At 62.0% G+C, this 20,645-nt stretch carries 10 protein-coding genes and 1 pseudogene; 6 read left to right on the top strand and 5 right to left on the bottom strand.

Annotated elements, in window-relative coordinates:
* Nucleotides 1-168 precede the first annotated feature (168 nt).
* Entirely contained in the window at nt 169-6,579 is a 6,411-nt protein-coding gene (locus tag ABFB52_RS12515; protein ID WP_346836132.1) for an amino acid adenylation domain-containing protein, read from the bottom strand.
* Between the two features lie 490 nt (nt 6,580-7,069).
* Here ABFB52_RS12515 and ABFB52_RS12510 point away from each other — a divergent pair, with 490 nt between their 5' ends.
* From ABFB52_RS12510 to ABFB52_RS12495, 4 genes are all read left to right on the top strand, one after another.
* The gene (locus ABFB52_RS12510) at nt 7,070-7,864 is read left to right on the top strand and encodes a LuxR C-terminal-related transcriptional regulator (protein WP_129973691.1); all 795 of its coding nucleotides are present in this window, start codon (nt 7,070-7,072) and stop codon (nt 7,862-7,864) included.
* A 62-nt stretch (nt 7,865-7,926) separates the two neighbouring features.
* Nucleotides 7,927-9,345, top strand: a complete 1,419-nt coding sequence (locus ABFB52_RS12505; protein WP_129973690.1) for an efflux transporter outer membrane subunit — start codon at nt 7,927-7,929, stop codon at nt 9,343-9,345.
* Between the two features lie 151 nt (nt 9,346-9,496).
* Nucleotides 9,497-10,102: an SCO family protein gene (locus ABFB52_RS12500; protein WP_039770777.1), complete on the top strand. Its 606-nt coding sequence runs from the start codon at nt 9,497-9,499 to the stop codon at nt 10,100-10,102.
* On the top strand, nt 10,102-10,578 hold the full coding sequence (locus ABFB52_RS12495) for a copper chaperone PCu(A)C (protein ID WP_129973689.1): 477 nt from the start codon (nt 10,102-10,104) through the stop codon (nt 10,576-10,578). Before ABFB52_RS12500 ends, ABFB52_RS12495 begins: the two co-directional genes overlap by 1 nt.
* An 83-nt stretch (nt 10,579-10,661) precedes the next feature.
* Here ABFB52_RS12495 and ABFB52_RS12490 read toward each other — a convergent pair whose 3' ends face one another.
* The 3 genes from ABFB52_RS12490 to ABFB52_RS12480 all read right to left on the bottom strand — a co-directional run bounded on the left by ABFB52_RS12490 (nt 10,662) and on the right by ABFB52_RS12480 (nt 13,424).
* Nucleotides 10,662-11,078, bottom strand: coding sequence for an organic hydroperoxide resistance protein (locus tag ABFB52_RS12490; protein ID WP_007956881.1), 417 nt, complete (start codon nt 11,076-11,078; stop codon nt 10,662-10,664).
* Between the two features lie 158 nt (nt 11,079-11,236).
* Nucleotides 11,237-12,250 carry an ABC transporter substrate-binding protein gene (locus ABFB52_RS12485; protein ID WP_085608945.1) on the bottom strand — a complete coding sequence of 338 codons (1,014 nt, stop codon included), beginning with the start codon at nt 12,248-12,250 and terminating at the stop codon, nt 11,237-11,239.
* A gap of 142 nt (nt 12,251-12,392) precedes the next feature.
* Nucleotides 12,393-13,424, bottom strand: coding sequence for a sterol desaturase family protein (locus ABFB52_RS12480; protein WP_129973688.1), 1,032 nt, complete (start codon nt 13,422-13,424; stop codon nt 12,393-12,395).
* 287 nt (nt 13,425-13,711) lie between these two features.
* Here ABFB52_RS12480 and ABFB52_RS12475 point away from each other — a divergent pair, with 287 nt between their 5' ends.
* Nucleotides 13,712-15,919, top strand: a complete 2,208-nt coding sequence (locus ABFB52_RS12475; protein WP_129973687.1) for an LTA synthase family protein — start codon at nt 13,712-13,714, stop codon at nt 15,917-15,919.
* 49 nt (nt 15,920-15,968) lie between these two features.
* Here the strand turns inward: ABFB52_RS12475 and ABFB52_RS12470 are convergent.
* Nucleotides 15,969-18,005 (bottom strand): annotated as a pseudogene (locus tag ABFB52_RS12470) (TonB-dependent receptor).
* Between the two features lie 326 nt (nt 18,006-18,331).
* On the opposite strand from ABFB52_RS12470, the gene katG reads away from it, so the two are divergent.
* Complete coding sequence (katG, locus tag ABFB52_RS12465; RefSeq protein WP_085748389.1) at nt 18,332-20,599, top strand: catalase/peroxidase HPI; 2,268 nt, start codon at nt 18,332-18,334, stop codon at nt 20,597-20,599.
* Nucleotides 20,600-20,645 lie beyond the last annotated feature (46 nt).

Genomic DNA, 20,645 nt, shown 5'->3' with positions numbered 1-20,645 from the left:
AATTCGGGAAAAAGGAGCGCGCAGCGGCGAGTCCGTGCGGCGGCGCGCAGCCTGGAAAAGCTAAAACATCGGGGCTTGGGTGTCTGACATGGGAAGCAGGGACAAGCCCCATGACCGGGCAGTCATGGCGTCGATCCGCGGGAACCGCGAATCGACGCCGATGTCGCCTCAGAGCCGGCGTTTGCGGTTGAGCGTCGGAATGGTGGTTTGCGGCACCTCCAGCTGTTTTGCCTGCGCCGAGGTTTGCGCCGCCAGCGCGGCCAGAGTCGGCTGGCTGAACAGCGTTCGCGCATCGACGTGCAGCCCTGCCTGACGCATGCGCGCCACCAGGCTGACCGCCAGCAACGAATGCCCGCCGAGTTCGAAGAAGTGGTCGTTGCGCCCGACCTGCTCCAGTTGCAACACCTCGGCCCAGATCTGCGCCAGCCGGATTTCGACTTCGCCCTCGGGCGCCTCGTAGCGGCGACTGAGCACCGCCTCTGCCCCCGGTGCCGGCAAAGCCTTGCGGTCGACCTTGTCGTTCGGGGTCAGGGGCAATGCGTCGAGCTTCACGTAAGCACCCGGCGCCATGTACTCCGGCAAGCGCTCAAGCACGTGTGAGCGCAAGGTTTCGATGGGAGGCGCGTCGAAGCCTTCGCGCACGGTGAAATACGCCACCAGTCGCTCGTCACGCACCAGCACCACCGCTTCACGCACCGCCGGGTGCTCGATCAGCCGCGCTTCGATTTCCCCCGGTTCCAGACGCAGGCCACGCAGCTTGATCTGGAAGTCGTTGCGGCCGAGGAATTCGAGGTTGCCGTCCGCCCGGTAGCGCACCAGATCGCCGGTGCGGTACAGGCGATCACCGGCCACGAACGGGCTGTCGATGAAGCGCTCGGCCTGCATGCCCGGCAACCCCAGATAACCCCGTGCGACCCCGACCCCGCCGATGTGCAAATGTCCGCTGACACCGAATGGCACCGGTTGATCGTGGGCATCCAGCACATAGAGCCGGGTGTTGCTCAGGGCCTTGCCGATCGGCACCACGGCTTCCGGCACCGGTTGATCCGGTTCCAGCGTCCAGCCGGTGCTGTCGACCGTGGTTTCGGTCGGGCCATAGACGTTGTGCAGACGTACCCACGGCAGGCGCTCGCGGACACGCCGGGCCAGTGCGGCGGTCAGTTCACCGCCACCGTTGAGCACGTCAGTCAGGCTGGTGCACTGGCTGACATCGTCCTGTTCGATGAACTGTTGCAGCAACGCCGGCACGAACTTGACCACGGTGATCTGCCGTTCACGAATCACCTGAGTCACATAGGCCGAATCGCGGTTGCCGTCGGGACGCGCCAGCACCAGCCGCAGGCCGGAACACAGCGGCCAGAAAATCTCCCACACCGAACTGTCGAAGCTGAATGGCGCTTTCTGCAACAGCGCGCCGTGCTCGGTCGGCGAGCTGATCTGCGAGCCCCAGTGGACCATGTTGCAGGCGCTTCGGTGCTCGATCATCACGCCCTTCGGCGTGCCGGTGGAGCCTGAGGTGTAGATCATGTAGGCCAGGTTCGCAGCGCTCAAACCCGGTACTTGCAGGTTTTCAGTCGATGCGCCCTGCCAGGTGCAGCGGTCGAAATCGATGACCGGCACACCCGGATCGCCCAACAGATTGCGGGTGGTCTCGTGTACCAGCACCGCCACCGGGGCGCTGTCCTGCAGCATGTAATGCAGGCGTTCCAGCGGATAGTCGGGATCCAGCGGCACGTAAGCACCGCCGGCCTTGAGAATGCCGAGCAGGCCGACTATCAGATCCGGGCTGCGCTCGACACAGATCGCCACCCGCGAATCGGGCTGCACGCCGTGCTCGCGTAGATGATGCGCCAGACGGTTGGCCTTTTCGTTCAGCTGGCGATAGGTCAATTGTTGCTCGCCAGCCTGCAACGCGATGGCGTCGGGTCTGCGCTGTACTTGTTGTTCGAACAACACCTGAAGCGGCTGATCGAGCGGGCAATCGACTTCGCTGGCATTGAACTCGACCAGCAGTTGCTCAAGCTCCGCCGCCGGCAGGATCGGCAAGCGATTCAGCGGCTGTTGCGGAGTTTGCTCCAGCGCATCCACCAGCGTCTGCAACGCGGTTTGCACGTAGTCGCCGATGCGCTGCGCACCGATGCTCATCAGGGTTCGCGTGGTGATCTGCAAAGCGCTGCCCAGATCATCGACGCTCAGGGTCAGCGGGTAATTGGTGCGTTCTTCGTTCTCCAGGGTCTGAATGCCTTGCCAGGCTGGGTCCGACGCCGCTTCCTGCGCCTCAAGTTCGGTGTGCCGATAGTTGAGCAACGCACTGAACAGCGGCGCCGGCGACGCAACGCCGCTGCAACGCTGGGCCAGCGCCAGTGACGCATGTTCGTGCCCGAGCAAATCGGTCAGTCGGGCGTGGGTGAGCAGCACCGCATCGCGCGCGCCTCGGTTCATGTCCACCCGCAATGGCAAGGTGTTGATGAACACGCCCAGCGCCCGGTCGGCGCCCTCGCCGCCTTGCATGCGGCCCATAAAAACGCTGCCGAACACCACGTGCTCCTGCCCCGACGTCGCTGCCAGCACCTGCGCCCAAGCCAGGTGAATCAGGCTGGCCACGCTGACGCCCGCCTGTCGCGCCTGAAGGCGCAAACGCCGATCCAATTCCGGCGCAAGCGTGCGTACGGCTTCATCGATACCGCGCCCGTCGCCCTGCACATCCTGCAAACCGAACGGCAAGGTCGGCTCGTCGATGTCGGCGAGCATCTCGCGGAAGAACGCTTCATGTTCCCGTTCGCTGACTCCAAGCCGGGTCTGGGCCACGTAATTGCGATACGGCACCGCTGGCGGCAAGGGCTCACTCAGCCCAAGCAAGTTGGCGCGCATTTCATGACGCAGGACTTCCAGCGCGATGTGATCCAGCGCCAGGTGATGAAACAACAGAATTGCCACGATCCGCCCATGAGCCGGGTCGCGGGCATACATCAGCCGGATCAGCGGCGCCTGACTGACGTCGATGCGATAACGCCGGGCATCGAAGCGCTCGTGCAATTGAGTGAGGACATCGCCCTCGGCCGGCTCGAGGGTGATTTCCTGTACCGGGAGTTCGGCTTCGCGCCAGACCACCTGCACCGGGTTGGTCAAGCCTTCCCATACCACGGCGGTACGCAGGATATCGTGGCGCGCCATGACCTGACGCAGCGCCGCCGCATAGGCCTCGACCCGCTCGACACTGTCGAACGCCAGCTGCGATTGCAGCAGGTACGGATCGCCCTGCGCGGCAGTGATGTGGTGATAAAGAATGCCTTCCTGCAACGGTGCCAACGGATAAATGTCCTGCACGTTGGCCGCCCCGCCCGGCACCGTGGCGATGATCCGGTCGAGGGTGGCCTGATCCAGTTCAACCAACGGCAACAGGTCCGGCGTGATCCGCGTGCAACCTTGCGGAATGCGGTTGGCCGGCACTTCGACCTCGCGGCCACTGCCCACCGACGCGGCCAGTGCCGCCAGGGTCGGCTGGCCGAACAGCACGCGCACATCGCTGCTCATGCCGAGCTGGCGCATGCGTTCGATCAGGTTGACCGCCAGCAACGAGTGCCCGCCGAGTTCAAAGAAGTGATCGTGACGCCCGACCTTTTCGACTTGCAGCACCTCGGCCCAGATCTGCGCCAGGAGGATTTCGACGTCGCCTTGCGGGGCTTCATATTCGCGGCGGATCAACGCCTCCGGCCCCGGTGCCGGCAACGCCTGGCGATCCAGCTTGCCGTTGGCCGTCAGCGGCAGCGCCGTCAGGCGCACGTAGGCCGATGGCAGCATCGTGCTGGGCAGACGGGTCTTGAGGTGAGCATGCAGCTGCGTGATATCCAGCGGCTGGCGTTCGGTGAACCAGGCCAGCAATTGCCCGTCGCGCACCTGTACCACCGCATCGCGCACGGATTCATGGCTGCTCAAAGCGGCTTCGATCTCACCGGGCTCGATGCGCACGCCACGGATTTTCACCTGATCGTCGTTGCGGCCCAGGTATTCGATAGTGCCGTCAGGGCACCAGCGTGCGAGGTCGCCGGTACGATACATCCGCGCGTTGGGCTGGCGGCTGAATGGATCGTCGAGGAAACGTTCGGCGGTCAGCTCAGGGCGATTGAAGTAACCCCGCGCCACCCCGGCGCCACCGACGTACAGCTCACCGGCCACGCCAATCGGCACCGGGCGTTGTCGGTCATCCAGCAAATAGGCCGTGGCATTGCTCACGGGTTTGCCGATATGCAGCGTTCGGCCCGGTTCGATTCGACCCGAGGTCGCGACCACCGTCGCTTCGGTCGGGCCGTAGTTGTTGATCACCGCGAACGTCTGCTCGCGATTGAACTGGCGCAGTCGATCACCGCCGATCAGCAGTGTGCGCAGGGTCGGGTGTTCGAGGTGACGGCTGAAGGCGTACTCGGCAATCGGGGTCGGCAGAAAACTCACGTCCAGCGGTTGCGCACGCCACCAGTCGAGCAGCGCGTCGATGTCTTCGCCGCCGTCACGGGACGGCGCCAGGTACAGGGTCGCGCCAGCACACAGCGCGGGCCAGACTTCCCAGGCCATGGCGTCGAAGCCGAAGCCGGCGAGACTTGAAGTGTGGCAACCGGCGCTCAGGTCGAAGGCCGTGCAATGCCAGTCGACCAGATTCGATAACGTGTGATGCTCGACCATCACGCCCTTGGGCTGGCCGGTGGAGCCGGAGGTGTAGATCACGTAGGCCAGATGTGCAGTGGTCAGACCCGAAGCATCAGGGTTGAGATCGTTGATCGGCCAGGCACGCGAATCGATTTCAATCACCGGCACGTCGAGCACCGGCAAACGTTCGCGCAGATCGCGCTGGGTCAGGACCACGACCGGAGCAGTGTCGCGCAATAAATAGCTCAGCCGCTCCGCAGGATGAGCCGGATCGACCGGTACATAACCGGCGCCGGACTTGAGAATCGCCAGCAGCGCGACCAGCGTGTCCAGCCCTCGGCGGGCGACGAGCGCCACGCGGTCATCGGGTCGCACACCGAGCCCGATCAAATGATGGGCCAGGGCGTTGGCCTGTCGGTTCAGCTCGGCATAGGTCAGCCGTTGTCCTCGGGATTCAGCCGCTACCGCATCCGGTCGTGTCGCCGCTTGCGTTTCGATGCGCTGGTGAATGGTCAGGTTTTGAGGGTATTGCGCGCGTGTGTCGTTCCACTGCTGCAAGAGCGCCGATTCGGTCGGCAGGCTCAGGCTGAAATCACCCACCATCAGCGCCGGGTCTTCAAGCCCCTGCTCCAGCACCCACAGCAAGCGCCCGCTCAGCGCCGCGATTTCTTCGGCGTCAAAGTAGGCCTCGTTGTACACCATGTACAAACTGTCCTCGTAGTCACCACGGCTGCTCAGCAGGTGCACCGACAACGGCGTGCCCTCTGCGTGGTTCGACACTTTGACCACCCGCCCCTGCGCCTCGCCGTAGCGGTATTCATGCGCATCGCGCTCATAGGACACGGTCACTTCGAACAACTGCGAGCGATCCTCGCGCAGCAAGCCGAGGGCACGGTTCATTTCGCTCAAGGGAAAACGCTGGTGGCGAAAGTCTTTTTTCAACTCGTCGTGAATCGCCTTGACCAGCGTCTTGAATGACAACTCGCGGCCAAACCCCATGCGCACCGCGCTGACCTGGGTGAACAGCCCCAGGGTCGATTTGAACCGGGCGCCGGAGCGGTTGAGCAGCGGCACGCCCACCACCCATTCGTCACGCTGGGCGCTGCGGCTGAAATACACATGGATCGCTGCCAGCAACACATGAAACGCCGACGCGCCGTACTCTCGGGCCACCTGCTTCATGCGCTCGTGCAAGCGAGCCGGAAAGACTTGCGAGAAAATCCGGGTCGGTGCCGCAGCGCTGGCAAAGCGTTCCTGATAGCGCGGCAACAACAGCGGCTCGGGCCGATGTTGGTATTTGTCCAGCCAATACGCCCGGTCACGGGCGTAACGGTCGGACTGAAAATACCGCGCATCGTCACGGATGAAATCGACATAGGACGGCGCCGAATCGGGCGGCAATTGCCCGAGCGCCAGCGCGTTGTAAATCTCGTCGAGGGATTTGAGCATCTCGCCGAAACCCCAGCCATCGACGATCAGGTGATGGGCCTGGAGTGACAGCCAATGGCAGTTATCATCGAGCCAGAGCAGACGAAACCGGAACAACGGCCCGCCGTCCAGCGTAAACAGCTGCTCGATGTTTTCCTGCGTCAGTTGGCGCGCTGCGGCGTATGGATCGGGATGGCTGCGTAAATCGTGCACCGGCATCGGCACCGGCATGGACCTGGCAAAACGCTGCAACGGCAGCCCATCATCGCCGGCCCCCGGCAGCAGGCTGGTGCGCATCGCGTCATGCCGGGCCACGAGACCTTCAAGCGCCGCCTGCATCAGCGCCGGATCCAGCGACCCGGTCAGTTCGACATAGCCACCGATGTTGTACATCGGCGAATTCCCCTGACGCAGTTGGTCGAGCCAGATGTCACGCTGCGCAGCGGTCAACGGGAAGGCCTCGGAGATCGCGGACAGACCGTCCGCCGCATCGGCAGCAAATTGGTTCATAAGATCCATCTCACGTGATTTGGCGCGTATTCAAGCATCGGCCCCGAAATCCGCGTGACACGAAAAACCCGGACAACACTCCCCACTTTGTACAGTTGTGCGAGCCAACAGGGCCTGAGAAGTCAGCGATTTCCCTAAAAGTTCGGAAAGAAATGACTGAAAATCCTGTAGGACAATCGCCACACTTGCCTGCCCGCTAGCGTCCCGCACTGAAGGGTGCGGCGGTCCGATCCCCGGATTTCGGGGTTCGTACTAGACCGTACAGTCACGGACTACGCGACCTTGCACATTCACCTGACAGAAACGTGACGCCATTTTTTCGGAAATGGTGGCACTTTGTGTCCCTGTTTTCCCCTACAGACGTAGGACAAATGCATAGGCTTAAATCCCGCTCCAGACGATTTCAAGGAGAAAAGACTGGGTGGGCGTTTCACGGGTGCATGCACGGCAGACGATTCGGCAATGGCTCTAAATCAGGGATGACAAGGATATGAATCTGACCGGCAGTCTTCGCAACATGGAAAATCCGCACTTTTATTGGCAGCTGGGGGAGTTGATCGCCAGCACCGGCAACGAGCGTTTTGCCACGAATATGTTCCAGTTGGTCGACAACCTCGTACCCGTCAATCGCGTCCATCTCAGTGAATGGACCCTGGATGAACGGGACTCCAGCGTGGTTGAGATCAAGGCGTTGGGCAGTGCCGGTTTGCCGGACACCTTTCCGCCCCCGGATCCGTTGCAGCACCCGGACGACCATCCGCTGCTGCAACAGATGATCGAGATGAACGACTCGCTACTGATTCAACTGAAAGCCTCGCTCCAGCATCGAGACCTGCACCACAGCGTCCACCAATGCAATCTGGTGTCTCGCACGTCCAATCGCCGTTGCGTCATTTCGTTCTACCGTCCCCACACGCATCGGGTGTTTTCCCTGCCGGAGCTGTCGTTTCTCAAGCGCCTGTCCGACACCCTGTTGCCCTTGATCGAGCGCCACGCGCACATCAGTCGACAAGCCATCGCCCGCCAACCCCGCGCGCCACAAGCCGATCAACCCCAGACGCCGTTGCAACAGGTGTTCGACGAACGCCTGGCGTTGGGCGACATCACCTTGTCAGTGCGTGAGAAAGAAGTCTGCCTGGGTCTGCTGACCGGCGGCACCGTGCCGCAAATGGCGGAAAAGCTGCGGGTCAAGAACAGCTCGATAGAGACCTACCTCAAGCGCGCGGCCGCCAAGCTTGGGGTCAGCGGGCGACACGGTCTGGCGAAATGGATGGCCGGGGCCTGATCCGGCGTTTTTCTCATCACGGGCGCCCGGCGTCCGCTCTCATTCGTGAACGAGGCTGTTTGATGTTCAGATTGCCGATTTCCCTGCTGTCCGCTGCGCTGCTGCTGGGCGGTTGCTCGTTGATTCCCGATTACCGGCGACCGGCATCGCCGAGCGCTGCGCAGTATCCGCAAGGTCCGGCGTATGCCGCGCAATCCCCGGTCACGCCCCGGGTGGAAGACTGGCGCGCGCTGTTCAATGACCCGGCGTTGCAGCAATTGATTGAAAGCGCGCTGGTCAACAACCGTGATCTGCGGGTGGCCGCGCTGAACGTCGAGGCGTTTCAGGCACAGTACCGCATCCAGCGCGCCGACCTGCTGCCGGCGGTGTCGGCCAACGCCAACGAGCTGCGTCAGCGGCTGCCGTCCAGCGTGACTCGCACCCAAGCGGCAATCACCTCGACCTACTCGGTGAATCTGGGCATCAGCGCCTATGAACTGGACTTCTTCGGCCGGGTGCGCAGCCTCAGCGAGCAGGCGCTGCTGAGCTGGCTGTCCACCGAAGAGGCCCGGCGCAGTGCGCAATTGAGTCTGGTGGCCAACGTCGCCAACGCCTACCTGACCTGGCGCGCCGATCAGGAGTTACTGGCGCTGGCCCAGGAAACACTGGCCGCCGACGAACGAAGCCTGCACCTGACCACCCGCAACCGCGAGGCCGGCAAGTCCTCGGCGCTGGATCAGATTCAGGCGCAGACCAGTGTCGACAGCACCCGCGCGAGCCTGGCCCGTTATCAGCGCCAAGTCGCCCAGGACTTGAACAGCCTGACGCTGCTGGTGGGCGCGCCGGTACCCGAGCACCTGCCGGCGCGTCCGCTGGACAGTGATCTGGTGGCAACCGTGCCGGCCGGGTTGCCGTCGGATCTGCTGCAACGCCGACCGGACATTCTCCAGGCCGAATACAAGCTGCGCGCCGCCAATGCCAACGTCGGCGCGGCGCGGGCGGCGTTTTTCCCGAGTGTCAGCCTGACCGCCAATGCCGGGACGTCCAGCCGCGATCTGTCCGGGCTGTTCAAGGGCGGCTCCGGAGCCTGGACGTTCCAGCCGCAGATCAACCTGCCGATCTTCAATGCCGGCAGTCTGCGCGCGAGCCTGGATTACGCGAAGCTGCAGAAGGACATCACCGTCGCCGAGTACGAAAAGACCATTCAGACGGCATTCCAGGAAGTGTCCGACAACCTCGCGGCGCGCCAGACCTACGAACAGCAACTCCAGGCCCAACGCGATCTGGTGCAGGCGACCCAGGATTATTACGACATGGCGCAGCACCGTTACCGGAGCGGCGTCGACAGTAGCCTGACGTTCCTCGATGCCCAGCGTTCGCTGTTCAGTTCCCAGCAAGGACTGATCACCGACCGGTTGGCGCAACTGGTGGCGCAAGTGAACCTGTACACCGCGCTGGGTGGTGGCTGGAGCCCGGTCGAGCCGCTTCCACCATCGCCTTGAGTCATTTTTTCTTACACCTTTTGTCGCCTGTTCCGACATTGACAGGTGATCAAAAACCGACCTGCCGGATCATTTTGGTATCATGCGCCGCTTTTACGGTTAACCCCCCCGCCTGTCCTGCCGACCGGCGGGCTCCAAAGGGCGGTATGAAATGACGGCTTTGTTGACTCGCCGCAAGGTGCTTGCGGGAATGGGCGTACTCGGTCTCGGCCTGCTCGCCGGCTGCGACACCCGCGGCGAACTGTCGTACAAGTACGGCAAGGATCTGAGCGACAAGATCCTCGGACGCACCTTCAAGCTCAAGGACACCGAAGGCAACACCGTGACGCTGTCGAGCTTTCGCGGCCTGATGCCGATGATCTTCTTCGGTTTCACCCAGTGCCCGGCGATTTGCCCGACGACGCTGGCCCGCGCCGCAAAAATCAAGAAGCTGATGGGCAAGGACGGCGACATCCTGCAAGTGGTGTTCATCACCCTCGACCCGGAACGCGACACCCCGGAAATCCTCGACGCCTACGTCAAGACCTTCGATCCAAGCTTCGTCGCGCTGTACGGCACCCTCGAAGAAACCAAGGCCACCGCCAAGGAATTCGACGTGTTCTACGAAAAAGTCCCGGCCGGTGACACCTATACCCTTTCCCACACCGCCACCAGCTATGTCTACGACACGCGGGGCACGTTGCGTGTGGGCCTGTCTCAATCGCTTTCTGCACAAGAGTGCACGGAAGATTTGCTTACCGTCATGGAGGTCTGCTGATGAACCCTTTCCTGAACCACATCAAACGTGCCGCACTGGGCCTGTCCCTGCTGGGCCTGGCTTTCCATGTATCGGCGCAGACCAGGGTCGACGACGCCTGGGTGCGTGCGACCGTGCCGAACCAGTCGGCCAGCGGCGCGTTCATGACCGTCACCGCCGACAGCGACAGCAAGCTGCTCAGCGTTGCTTCGCCGGCGGCCAAGGACGTGCAGATCCATGAGATGACCATGAAGAACGACGTGATGAGCATGGGCCCAGTGAAATCGGTCGACCTGCCAGCGGGCAAGGCCGTCAACTTCGACCCGAATGGTTACCATGTGATGCTGATGGGCCTGACCGCTCAGTTGAAAGAAGGCGACAGCGTGCCGCTGACTCTGACCGTGGAAAACGCCAAGGGCGAAAAGGAAACCGTTGAAGTGAAAGCGCCGGTCAAGGCGCTGACCATGGAAGGCCACGATCACAGCAAGATGCATTGATCGTCGACGGACAGATTTACGGCCTCAAAAAACAAAAGGGGCGGCATGATCGACGATCATGCCGCCCCTTTTGCATCTGGATATCAGACCAGTTTCAATTCGACCTCGATATTGTTGCGCGTGGCCTTGGAGTACGGGCACACCTGATGCGCCGCATCCACCAGCTGCTGCGCCGCGCCGCGCTCCATGCCCGGCAGGCTTACATTCAGTCGCGCCTGCAGGAGATACCCTCCCGAATTAGTGCCCAGGTCCACTTCGGCATCCACCGCCAGGTCCGCTGGCAGGCTGATTTTCTGCTGCCCCGCCACCGCTTTCATCGCGCCGATGAAACACGCCGACCAGCCTGCGGCGAACAATTGTTCCGGATTGGTCCCGCCGCCACTGGAGCCGGGCGACGACAGTTTTACATCGAGGATCCCGTCGGAACTGCGCGATGCGCCGTCACGTCCGCCGGTGGTGTGGGTTTTCGCGGTGTAGAGGACTTTTTCGATCTGACTCATGGCGATCTCCTGAATGAAAAACAGCAGATTGTTCACTCGGCGCCTCCCGTCGCAGCCTTGAGGTGCGCCACCCGTTTCACACAGCCCTCTCACTATAGACACGGGTTTGTCGCTCACCCGGCGAACGGACGTGCGGACTGTTCAGAAAAGACGAGTGTTCAACTCCCCGCCCCGCCATGCGCCTCTTCAAAGAAATAATCCTTCCAGCTGTCCGCCTTGTTTTTCAGCACGCCCAGCTCCTGCAGTTTCTCTGCATAGATAAAGGTGCGTTGCGGCACCACGGTGAAATCGATTTCCGGGTCGGTGACAATTTTCTCAACCAGCGCCAGCGGTAGTTTCGACTGTTCAACCCGAATGTAAGCTTGAGCCGCCGCAGGCTTGTCGGCTTTGATGATCTTCTCGGCCTCGGCCAGGGCGTCGTAGAACGCCTTGTAGGTTTTCGGGTTTTCGTCGTGGAATTTTTCCGTGGTGTAGAGCACGTTGAATGTGGCCTGGCCGCCGAGCACGTCGTAGGAACTCAGCACTTTATGGACGTTGGGATTCTGCAATGCCTGGTACTGAAACGGTGGGCTTGAGAAATGCGCGTTGATTTCCGAGCCGCCAGCGATCAGTGCAGCCGTCGCATCCGGGTGCGGCAGGCTGACGGAGATGTCGTCGAATTTCTTGTATTGGTCATTGCCGAATTCCTTGGCCGTTTCGATCTGCAGCGTGCGCGACTGGAAGCCCACACCCGCCGCCGGTACGGCGATGCGATCCTTGTCGCTGAAGTCTTTGAGGGTTTTCACGTTCGGGTTGTTGGTCAGCAGGTAGTTGGGCATCGAACCCAGCGAGGCGATGGCCTTGACGTTCTGTTTGCCTTTGGTGCGATCCCACACGGTAAGCATCGGCGGCACGCCGGCCGAGACCACGTCCAGCGATCCGGTGAGCAGCGCCTCGTTCATGGCGGTGGCGCCGGAAATGCTGTTCCAGTCGACCTTGATGTCCAGGCCCTGGGCCTTGCCGTGCTTCTCGATCAATTGCTGATCGCGTACCACATCCAGAATCAGATAACCGATGCCGAATTGCTGGGCGATGCTGATCTTGCCTTCGGCTTGAGCGGTGTTACCGAGCAGTGCGCCAGCCAGCGAAGCCGCCAGCAGCGTCAGTGCAGAACGTTTGAACGGTAGGGCCATGACAACCTCGCAGTGATTTCCAGGAAAATCTGTGAGGCCGGACTTTATCGCTATAAAAAACGAAATTTAAATACCGTTATCGCATATTGATATCACTGGAAAACCAGCTTCGAAAAACTGATGAACAGGCTGATACCGACGTTCAAGGCGTACGCTGGTTGAACCGGGTTCTAAGACCGTCGACGTTCAATGACAGGCGCTTCGCGGTTTCCACGAACGGGGTGACGGTCAGGCTGTACAGCGTCAGATAACGCGTGCGGTCCTGCTCGCCCGTGCCGAAGCGCAAGGCTTCGGGCTTTGAGGTGGTGACGTACAGCGTGCCGAACAGCCAGTCCCACAGTGACAGATTGATCGCGAAATTCTTGTTGAAATGGCGCGGTGCGTCGCTGTGATGAATCTGGTGCTGGGCCGGGCTGCTGAGCACATGCTCGACCGCCGGCCCGAACGACAGCCAGACATGGCTGTGCCGCAGATTGGAGCCCAGGCTGTTGATGATCAGCGCCAGCCAGGTCACGCCGAACAGCGTGTAGCGGCTGATCTCGCCGCCGCAGGCATACCAGACCGTCCCGGCAAACGCGCCGAGGCCGGCGGTGATGACGATTCGTTCAACGATCGATTCGGCAATGTGAATCCGGCTGGCGGTGGCCGGCACCAGCACCGGCGCCGAATGATGAACCTTGTGAAATTCCCACAGATAGCGGGAATGGAAGGCGCGGTGAATCCAGTAATGCAGAAAATCCCTGAACAGGAACACGCCCAGTCCGTAGAACAACGCGATCAACGGGTGTTCCGGCACTTGCTCGCGCGCGCCCCACAACTGAGTGAAAAACTGTGCGTAGTCGCCCGAACGCAGAATATGCGGGTCGACGAGGCCGACCACGGGCAACACCAGCGTCACCCGAAGAATCGCCTTGATGAAGTAATAACGGTAATCCAGCCAGGCCGAACGATGCCCGTGAACACGACCGCCGCCGACAAATTGCCAGAAGGATCGGGCTTGCGTCAGGTGCCGGGATTTTCGGTGGCGATAAAGGCCGTATGCCACGCCGTAGGATGTGAGCAGAAACACCACACCGAGGCGGCCGTTCAAATCGAACAGGCCAAGGAACCGTTCGGTGACCGGATCGATCACCCAGCGGCTGAGCTGCGCGTGAAGTTGCGCGAGTAAATCCACGACGAACGACTCCATCAGAAGTCGCGCATTGTAAATCGCACTGGTTCGCAAATGCAGCAGGAACGGATCAAAGGCCGGTTAAACAGCCTGAAACAATAAAACCGCCGCCTCGCTTAAGCCGCAAAACCGCCAGGACAGTCGCCGATCAAGGCCCCAGCTCATCCGGTTGGCTGAGAGTGCCTCCCGGGACCGGATCACCCAGCCGTTTAAAAAGGCGATCAGACAGCCCACCCTTGGTATCATCGCCCACACTTTTATGACGGTTTAATGGCTGGAAGGTCTTTTTTGTGAGCGCTCTTTTTCAACGGCTGCGGCGCCTGGATGCCCGCCTTCTTTCTCTGGTTTTCCTGGTACTGATCATGCCGGTGTGCCTTCGCGCGGCGCTCGGCTGGTCGAGCCTGTTCGGTTATCTGTCGGATCTGTCCATCGGCAGTCTGCTGGTGGTGCTGTTGCATCGTCGTCCCTGGTGGCTAGCGCTACCGGTGCTGCTGTTCTGGGGATTGCTGGCGGTGGCGACCGCGGAACTGGTCAGCGCGGTCGGGCGCCTGCCGACCGTGGCAGACCTGCATTACCTGATCGACCCGCAGTTCGTGGAGAACTCCACCGGCGGCTTCGCCCACCCCGGTGTGGCGGTTGCGCTGCTGGTGGCTTTGACCCTGTGGTTACTGAGTCACTGGACTCGACGCGCGACAAAGTTCCCCGCTCTGCCCCGCGCAGCCTGGGCGACGCCGGTGCTGCTGTTCTGCGCGTACTGGGGCGCGCAGCACCTGAACCCGAGCGATGCCGACCCATGGCGTCTGTACAACCTGCCGCACCAGTTGCTGGCCGCGCAGGTTGCCGACGTGCAGATGCAGGCTGAAGAATGGCTGGACGGCGACACCCAGGTCGCGCCCCCACCGATGGCCGGGCTCACCGATGTCGATCTGAACGGTCACCCATTGCTGGCGGCCAAAGGCCAGGCGCGCAATGTGCTGATCGTTGCCCTCGAAGGCATTCCGGGCGCCTACATCGGTGCCAATCGCCAAGCTATCGGCAGCCATTATCAGGAGGACCTGATGCCCAACCTCAGCCGCTGGGCCGAGCGCGGCATGAACACTCCGGATTACGTGCTGCACACCCATCAGACCATTCGCGGTCTGTACGCCATGCTCTGCGGCGATTACGACAAACTCGACAACGGCACGCCCAAAGGCGTGGAAATGCTGACCCAGCACGAGCGCAATCAGGCGTGCCTGCCGGCCCAGTTGCGTCAGCACGGTTTTGCCACTCACTACCTGCAAGGCGCAGGGCTGCGGTTCATGGCCAAAGACAAGATCATGCCGCACATCGGGTTCGATGCGACCCATGGCCTGGAATGGTTCACCAACGCCAACTACCTGGAATTCCCTTGGGGCAAGGATGACAAGGCGTTCTTCGAAGGCGCGCTGAAATACGTCGGCGACCTGAAAAAGCAGAAACAGCCGTGGATGCTCACGCTGCTGACCGTCGGCACCCACCAGCCCTACTCCGCGCCGGAGGATTACCTGCAACGCTACGACACGCCCAAGCAGGCCGCCGTCGGTTATCTGGACGATGCGCTGGAGCAGTTTCTCAGCGGCCTCGAACGCCAGGGCGTGCTGAAAGACACGCTGGTGGTGATCACTTCGGACGAGTCCCACGGCATCGACGGCGTACGCCTCGCGTCGTCCTGGGGCTTCAACCTGACCCTCGCGCCGGAGCAGGCGCAACTGCCGCGCCTGAACGCCGGGGTCTACGGTCACGTCGATCTGAGCGCGTCGATTCTGGATTACTTCGATTTTCCGGTGCCTTCCGCCCTCAGCGGGCGCTCGTTGTTTCGCGATTACGATTCGGGCCGCGAAATCATGTCGTTCACCAACGGCAAGCTGCGCTATCACGACGGTCGCGGCCTGCTGACTGAATGCGACATGCCGCGCCGTTGCCGCAATTACGCCAGCGAAGGGTTCATCGCCGAAAGCGCCACGTTCAAGGGCAATGCCAGCGGCCAGAACGCCCGGGACATCGCCGCCCGCGCCTCGGCCCTGGACCTGTCGCTGCTGCGCACCCCGCTGAACCAGCGCTATCAGTTCGGCAGCGCCAACGTCATCCCGCTGCAAGCGCAGATCAAGGACGACTGGGCAGACAACCTGATCGGCGCGCAATACCTGGAAATGCCCAAGGGCTCCCACACCCGCGTGCGCCTGACCGTGCGTTCGGTCGATCCGCAGCAGGCAGCGTACATTCAGCTCAAGGCCAAGGAGTTCGAACAGGACGTGCAACTGGGCCTGCCGACCGAGATGGTCGCCACGGCGGATCAGCCGCTGGAGATGGACTTCAGTTTCGACAACCCGCAACCGCGCAAGGCGTTTTCGTTCCACTTGTTGGGGTATGGCCTGGGCGCCGTGGAGGTCAGTGATTTCAGCGTGATCACCGAGCTGCCGGGGCAACAGGATCTGCTGGACGAGATCCCGGAAGAAGACACAGCTCAATCGAGTTGAGGTGAACGCCAGCTTCGCAACGACGCTGGCGCCCGTCCGGTGTGAACGATCAGAACGTGGTGCGCAGACCGACCTGAATGCTGCGCCCTTCTGCCGGCGCAATATCCCGCAGGATCGAACTGGCATAACGCACGGTCTGGTTGGTCAGGTTCTCGGCATTGACGAAGGCCAGCCATTTGCTCTGGCCAACATCAAAGTGATATCCCACATTCGCCCCCAGCGTGGTGTAGCCGTCGGTGCTGCTTTCGTTGTCCGGCACCCGGTGCTGGGAACTGGCGTGTTCCAAATCGATCCGCGCCTGCCAGCGATCCAGCTCCCACAACAGACCGGTGTTCAACCTCAGCGGCGCGATGCGCGGCAGGTCCTGGCCATTGTCGAGGTTTTTGGCGCGGGTGTAATCACCCGACAGTTCCAGCGCAAACTTGCCGTAGGCGTTTTCGCCAAGGGTCCAGCGATCCTGCGCTTCGATACCGCTGAAGCGCGCCCGCACGCCGGAGTAGGTGTATTCGGGGATGCCGTCGGCGTCTTCCTCGCCTTCGTCGTTGAGCGTGCGCCCGGTCCCGAGCAAGCCGATGTAGTTGGAGAAATGGCTATAGAACACGCCAACGCTGCCCTTGTGGGTGCCGTTGTCGAAACGCAGGGCCAGGTCGCTGGAGACGGCTTTCTCTTTCGACAGCCCCGCATCCCCGACTTCATAAGTGCCGGTGGCAACGTGGGCGCCGTTGGCGTAAAGCTCATAGAACGTCGGCGCGCGTTCGGTGTAGCCCAGCGTGGCGGCGACCGACCAGACCGGCGTCAGCGTGTACACCGCGCCGGATGACAGGCTGCCGGCGGTGAAGCTGCTGGAGCGATCGGCATTGGCGAAACGCTCGTTGCCTTTGGCGTCCGGGTCGACCGTGGTGTGTTCAAGGCGTCCGCCGAGGGTGAACAGCAGGCGATCCGTGGCTTGCAGCTCTTCGAGAATGAACAGTGCACCGGCATCGGTATCGGTGTGCGGCACGAAGGCTTCTTCGCCCAGCGCCGAGAATTCGTTGCGACTGACCTGCGCACCAATCACCCCGTTGAACGGCCCCAGCGGCTGATGCCGGGCCTCGACCCGCGCCTCGTAGCCCTTGTTCTTGAACGTGGTGCCGACCTCGCCGCCCTCGATTTCGCGGTGCTGGTAATCGGTGTAGCCGGCGTCGAACTTCACCGAGCTGAACGGGCCGTCGAGGTTGCGAATTTCCGAGGCAAACGCGTAGTGCTCCTGCTCCATGCGGATGCGCACGTCGTCTTCGGCCGGCGAGCCGTAGTTCGAATCGTAATTGCTGTACGACAGCCCCGCGTAACCGTCATCCCAGGTGTACGACCCGCCCACAGCACCGCCGTCCTGACGACCATCGCTGTTGGCCAGCCGATGCTTCTTCGAATCGCCATCGTCGTTCGCCCGCTCACGACTGGTCTTGGCGTAGCCGGGGATTTTAAGGTCATTGAATTCGCGGGCGCTGGCGTCCACGTGCAAGGCGAACTGGCCGTTACCGGCTTCGAGTTTGCCGGCGCTGCTGCGGGTGGTGTCGGCGCCGCCGTAGCGCAACTCGCCAGCACCGTGAATGCCGTCGATGGCTTCGGTCGGGATGCGGTTGTCGAAGGTGTTGACCACCCCGCCGATGGCGCTGCCGCCGTACAGCAAGGCTGCCGGGCCACGGACGATTTCGATGCGCTCGACGTTGACCGGATCCAGCGGCACCGCGTGATCGTAGGACAGCGACGAGGCGTCCAGCGCGCCGACGCCGTTGCGCAGGATGCGAATGCGATCGCCGTCCTGCCCGCGAATGATCGGCCGACTGGCACCCGGGCCGAAGTAGGACGACGACACACCCGGCTGCTTGTTCAGGGTTTCGCCGAGGCTGCCCTTTTACTGCAGCGTCAGGTCATCGCCGCTCAACACGGTCGAAGGCGAGGCCAGGGTCTGACTGCCCAGCGGATTGCCGGTGATGACTTGCGGTTGCAGTTCCAGCGGGTCGGCGGCGAATGCGGGCAAAGCGATCAGCAGCGCCGAGGCCATGAGCGTCAGGCGGGGTTGGTAGGTGTGGAAACGGGAAGGCATTTAAGAAATCCGTCAGGCAGAAAAGTGAGGATCAATGCCGGCGCTACAGAGGGTGTATTACTGGCATCGATCAGATGAAATCATTTTTATGTTATACAATAACATTTCCAATGGCCATCACGTTTCTTCCCCACAATTGCAAACCATCGCTCAAGCACGGGCATTTCAGCGCCCTGCCCGGCCCACGCTCCCGGCTCGTCGCGTAAGAGACTGCGCCTATCACGCTCCAATAGTCGGCCTATTAGCTGACTCGCCGAGTCGGGTCTAGCCTTACTACTCCGAAGTCGGCACGAGCCGGCCGCAGAAGACCTGATAAGGACCCGAACATGGCAAATGAATCGAAATGCCCGTTCAATCACGCCGCCGGCGGTGGCACGACGAACCGCGATTGGTGGCCGAATCAACTGAACCTGAAAATCCTGAGTCAGCACTCGCCCGCATCCGATCCGATGGGCAAGGACTTCGACTACGCCAAGGCTTTCAAGAGCCTGGATTTCCAGGCTCTCAAACGCGATCTGACGGCGCTGATGACCGACTCCCAGGAGTGGTGGCCAGCGGACTTCGGCCACTACGGCCCGCTCTTCATCCGCATGGCCTGGCACAGCGCCGGCACCTATCGCACTGCTGACGGCCGTGGCGGCGCCGGCTCCGGCCAGCAACGCTTCGCCCCACTCAACAGCTGGCCGGACAACGTCAGCCTCGACAAGGCCCGCCGCCTGCTGTGGCCGATCAAGCAGAAATACGGCCGCAACATTTCCTGGGCCGACCTGATCGTTCTCACCGGCAACGTCGCGCTGGAATCGATGGGCTTCAAGACCTTCGGTTTCTCCGGTGGCCGCGCGGACGTCTGGGAGCCGGACGAAGATGTGTACTGGGGTTCGGAAAACAAATGGCTGGGCGGCGACAATCGCTACGGCAAGGACCCGGAATCCATGCAGCCGCCGGGCGAAGGAACACTGGTCGCGGAACCTGCCGAACACGGCAATGAGGAAAGCCGCACCAATCAGGGCGAACGCAACCTCGAGAACCCGCTCGCCGCCGTGCAGATGGGCCTGATCTACGTGAACCCGGAAGGCCCGGAAGGCAATCCCGACCCGGTGGCCTCGGCCAAGGATATCCGCGAAACCTTCGGCCGCATGGCCATGAACGACGAGGAAACCGTCGCCCTGATCGCCGGCGGCCACGCCTTCGGCAAGACCCACGGCGCCGGCCCCGCCGATAACGTCGGCCCGGAACCGGAAGCCGCCGGCCTCGAAGAACAAGGCCTGGGCTGGAAAAACAGCTTCGGCACCGGCAAAGGCGCCGACACCATCACCAGCGGCCTGGAAGTGACCTGGACCACCACCCCGACAAAGTGGAGCAACAACTATCTGGAAAACCTGTTCGGCTTCGAATGGGAACTGACCAAGAGCCCGGCCGGTGCCCATCAGTGGAAACCGAAAAACGGCGCCGGGGCCGGCACCATTCCCCACGCCCACGACCCGAACAAACGCATCGACCCGACCATGCTTACCTCCGACCTGGCCCTGCGTTTCGACCCGGCCTACGAGAAGATTTCGCGGCGCTTCCTGGCCAATCCCGATCAACTGGCCGACGCCTTCGCCCGCGCCTGGTACAAGCTGATTCACCGTGACATGGGCCCGCTGTCGCGTTATCTCGGCCCGGAATTGCCTCAAGAAGAACTGCTGTGGCAAGACCCGATTCCCGAGGCCAACCATCCACTGGTGGACGACAGCGATATCAGGGCGCTGAAAGGCAAAGTACTGGCGTCGGGGCTGTCCGTTTCGGAACTGGTCTCCACCGCCTGGGCGGCCGCATCGACCTTCCGGGGTTCGGACAAACGCGGCGGCGCCAATGGTGGACGTCTGCGTCTGGCACCGCAAAAGTTCTGGCAGGCCAACCAACCGGAGCAACTGGACAAGGTGCTGAAAGTCCTCGAAGGCATTCAGAACGAGTTCAACGCCGGTGCGGCAGGCAAGCAAGTCTCGATGGCGGACCTGATTGTGCTGGCGGGTAATGCCGGTGTCGAACAAGCAGCGAAAAACGCCGGGCACACGGTGACTGTGCCGTTCAATCCGGGGCGCACCGATGCGACTCAGGAGCAAACCGACGTCGAGTCGTTCGGCTTCCTCGAACCGCACACCGACGGCTTCCGCAACTACGCCGCCAACACCTATCGCGTGCCGGCCGAAGCGTTGCTGATCGACAAGGCGCAACTGCTGACGCTTTCGGCGCCGGAAATGACCGTGTTGATCGGCGGCCTGCGCGTGCTGGACACCAACGTCGGCAAGACGAAACACGGGGTCTTTACCGACAAGCCCGGATCACTGACCAACGATTTCTTCCGCAACCTGCTGGACATGGGCGTGGAATGGAAACCGACGTCGAAAACCGAGTTCGAAGGCCGCGACCGTAAAACCGGCAGCGTGAAGTGGACGGCGACCCGGGTCGATCTGGTGTTCGGTTCCAACTCGGTGCTGCGGGCGCTGGCAGAGGTGTATGCCAGCTCCGATGCGAAGGAACAGTTCGTCAACGACTTCGTTGCCGCTTGGGCGAAGGTGATGGATCTGGATCGGTTTGATTTGCGCCAATAAACCTTTTTCATCCACCCACAAAAAACGCCGCTCATCGAGCGGCGTT

The sequence above is a fragment of the Pseudomonas sp. 9.2(2024) genome (genome assembly GCF_039695385.1).
Taxonomy (GTDB): domain Bacteria; phylum Pseudomonadota; class Gammaproteobacteria; order Pseudomonadales; family Pseudomonadaceae; genus Aquipseudomonas; species Aquipseudomonas paraglycinae.
This window is presented reverse-complemented; position numbering and strand designations above follow the sequence as displayed.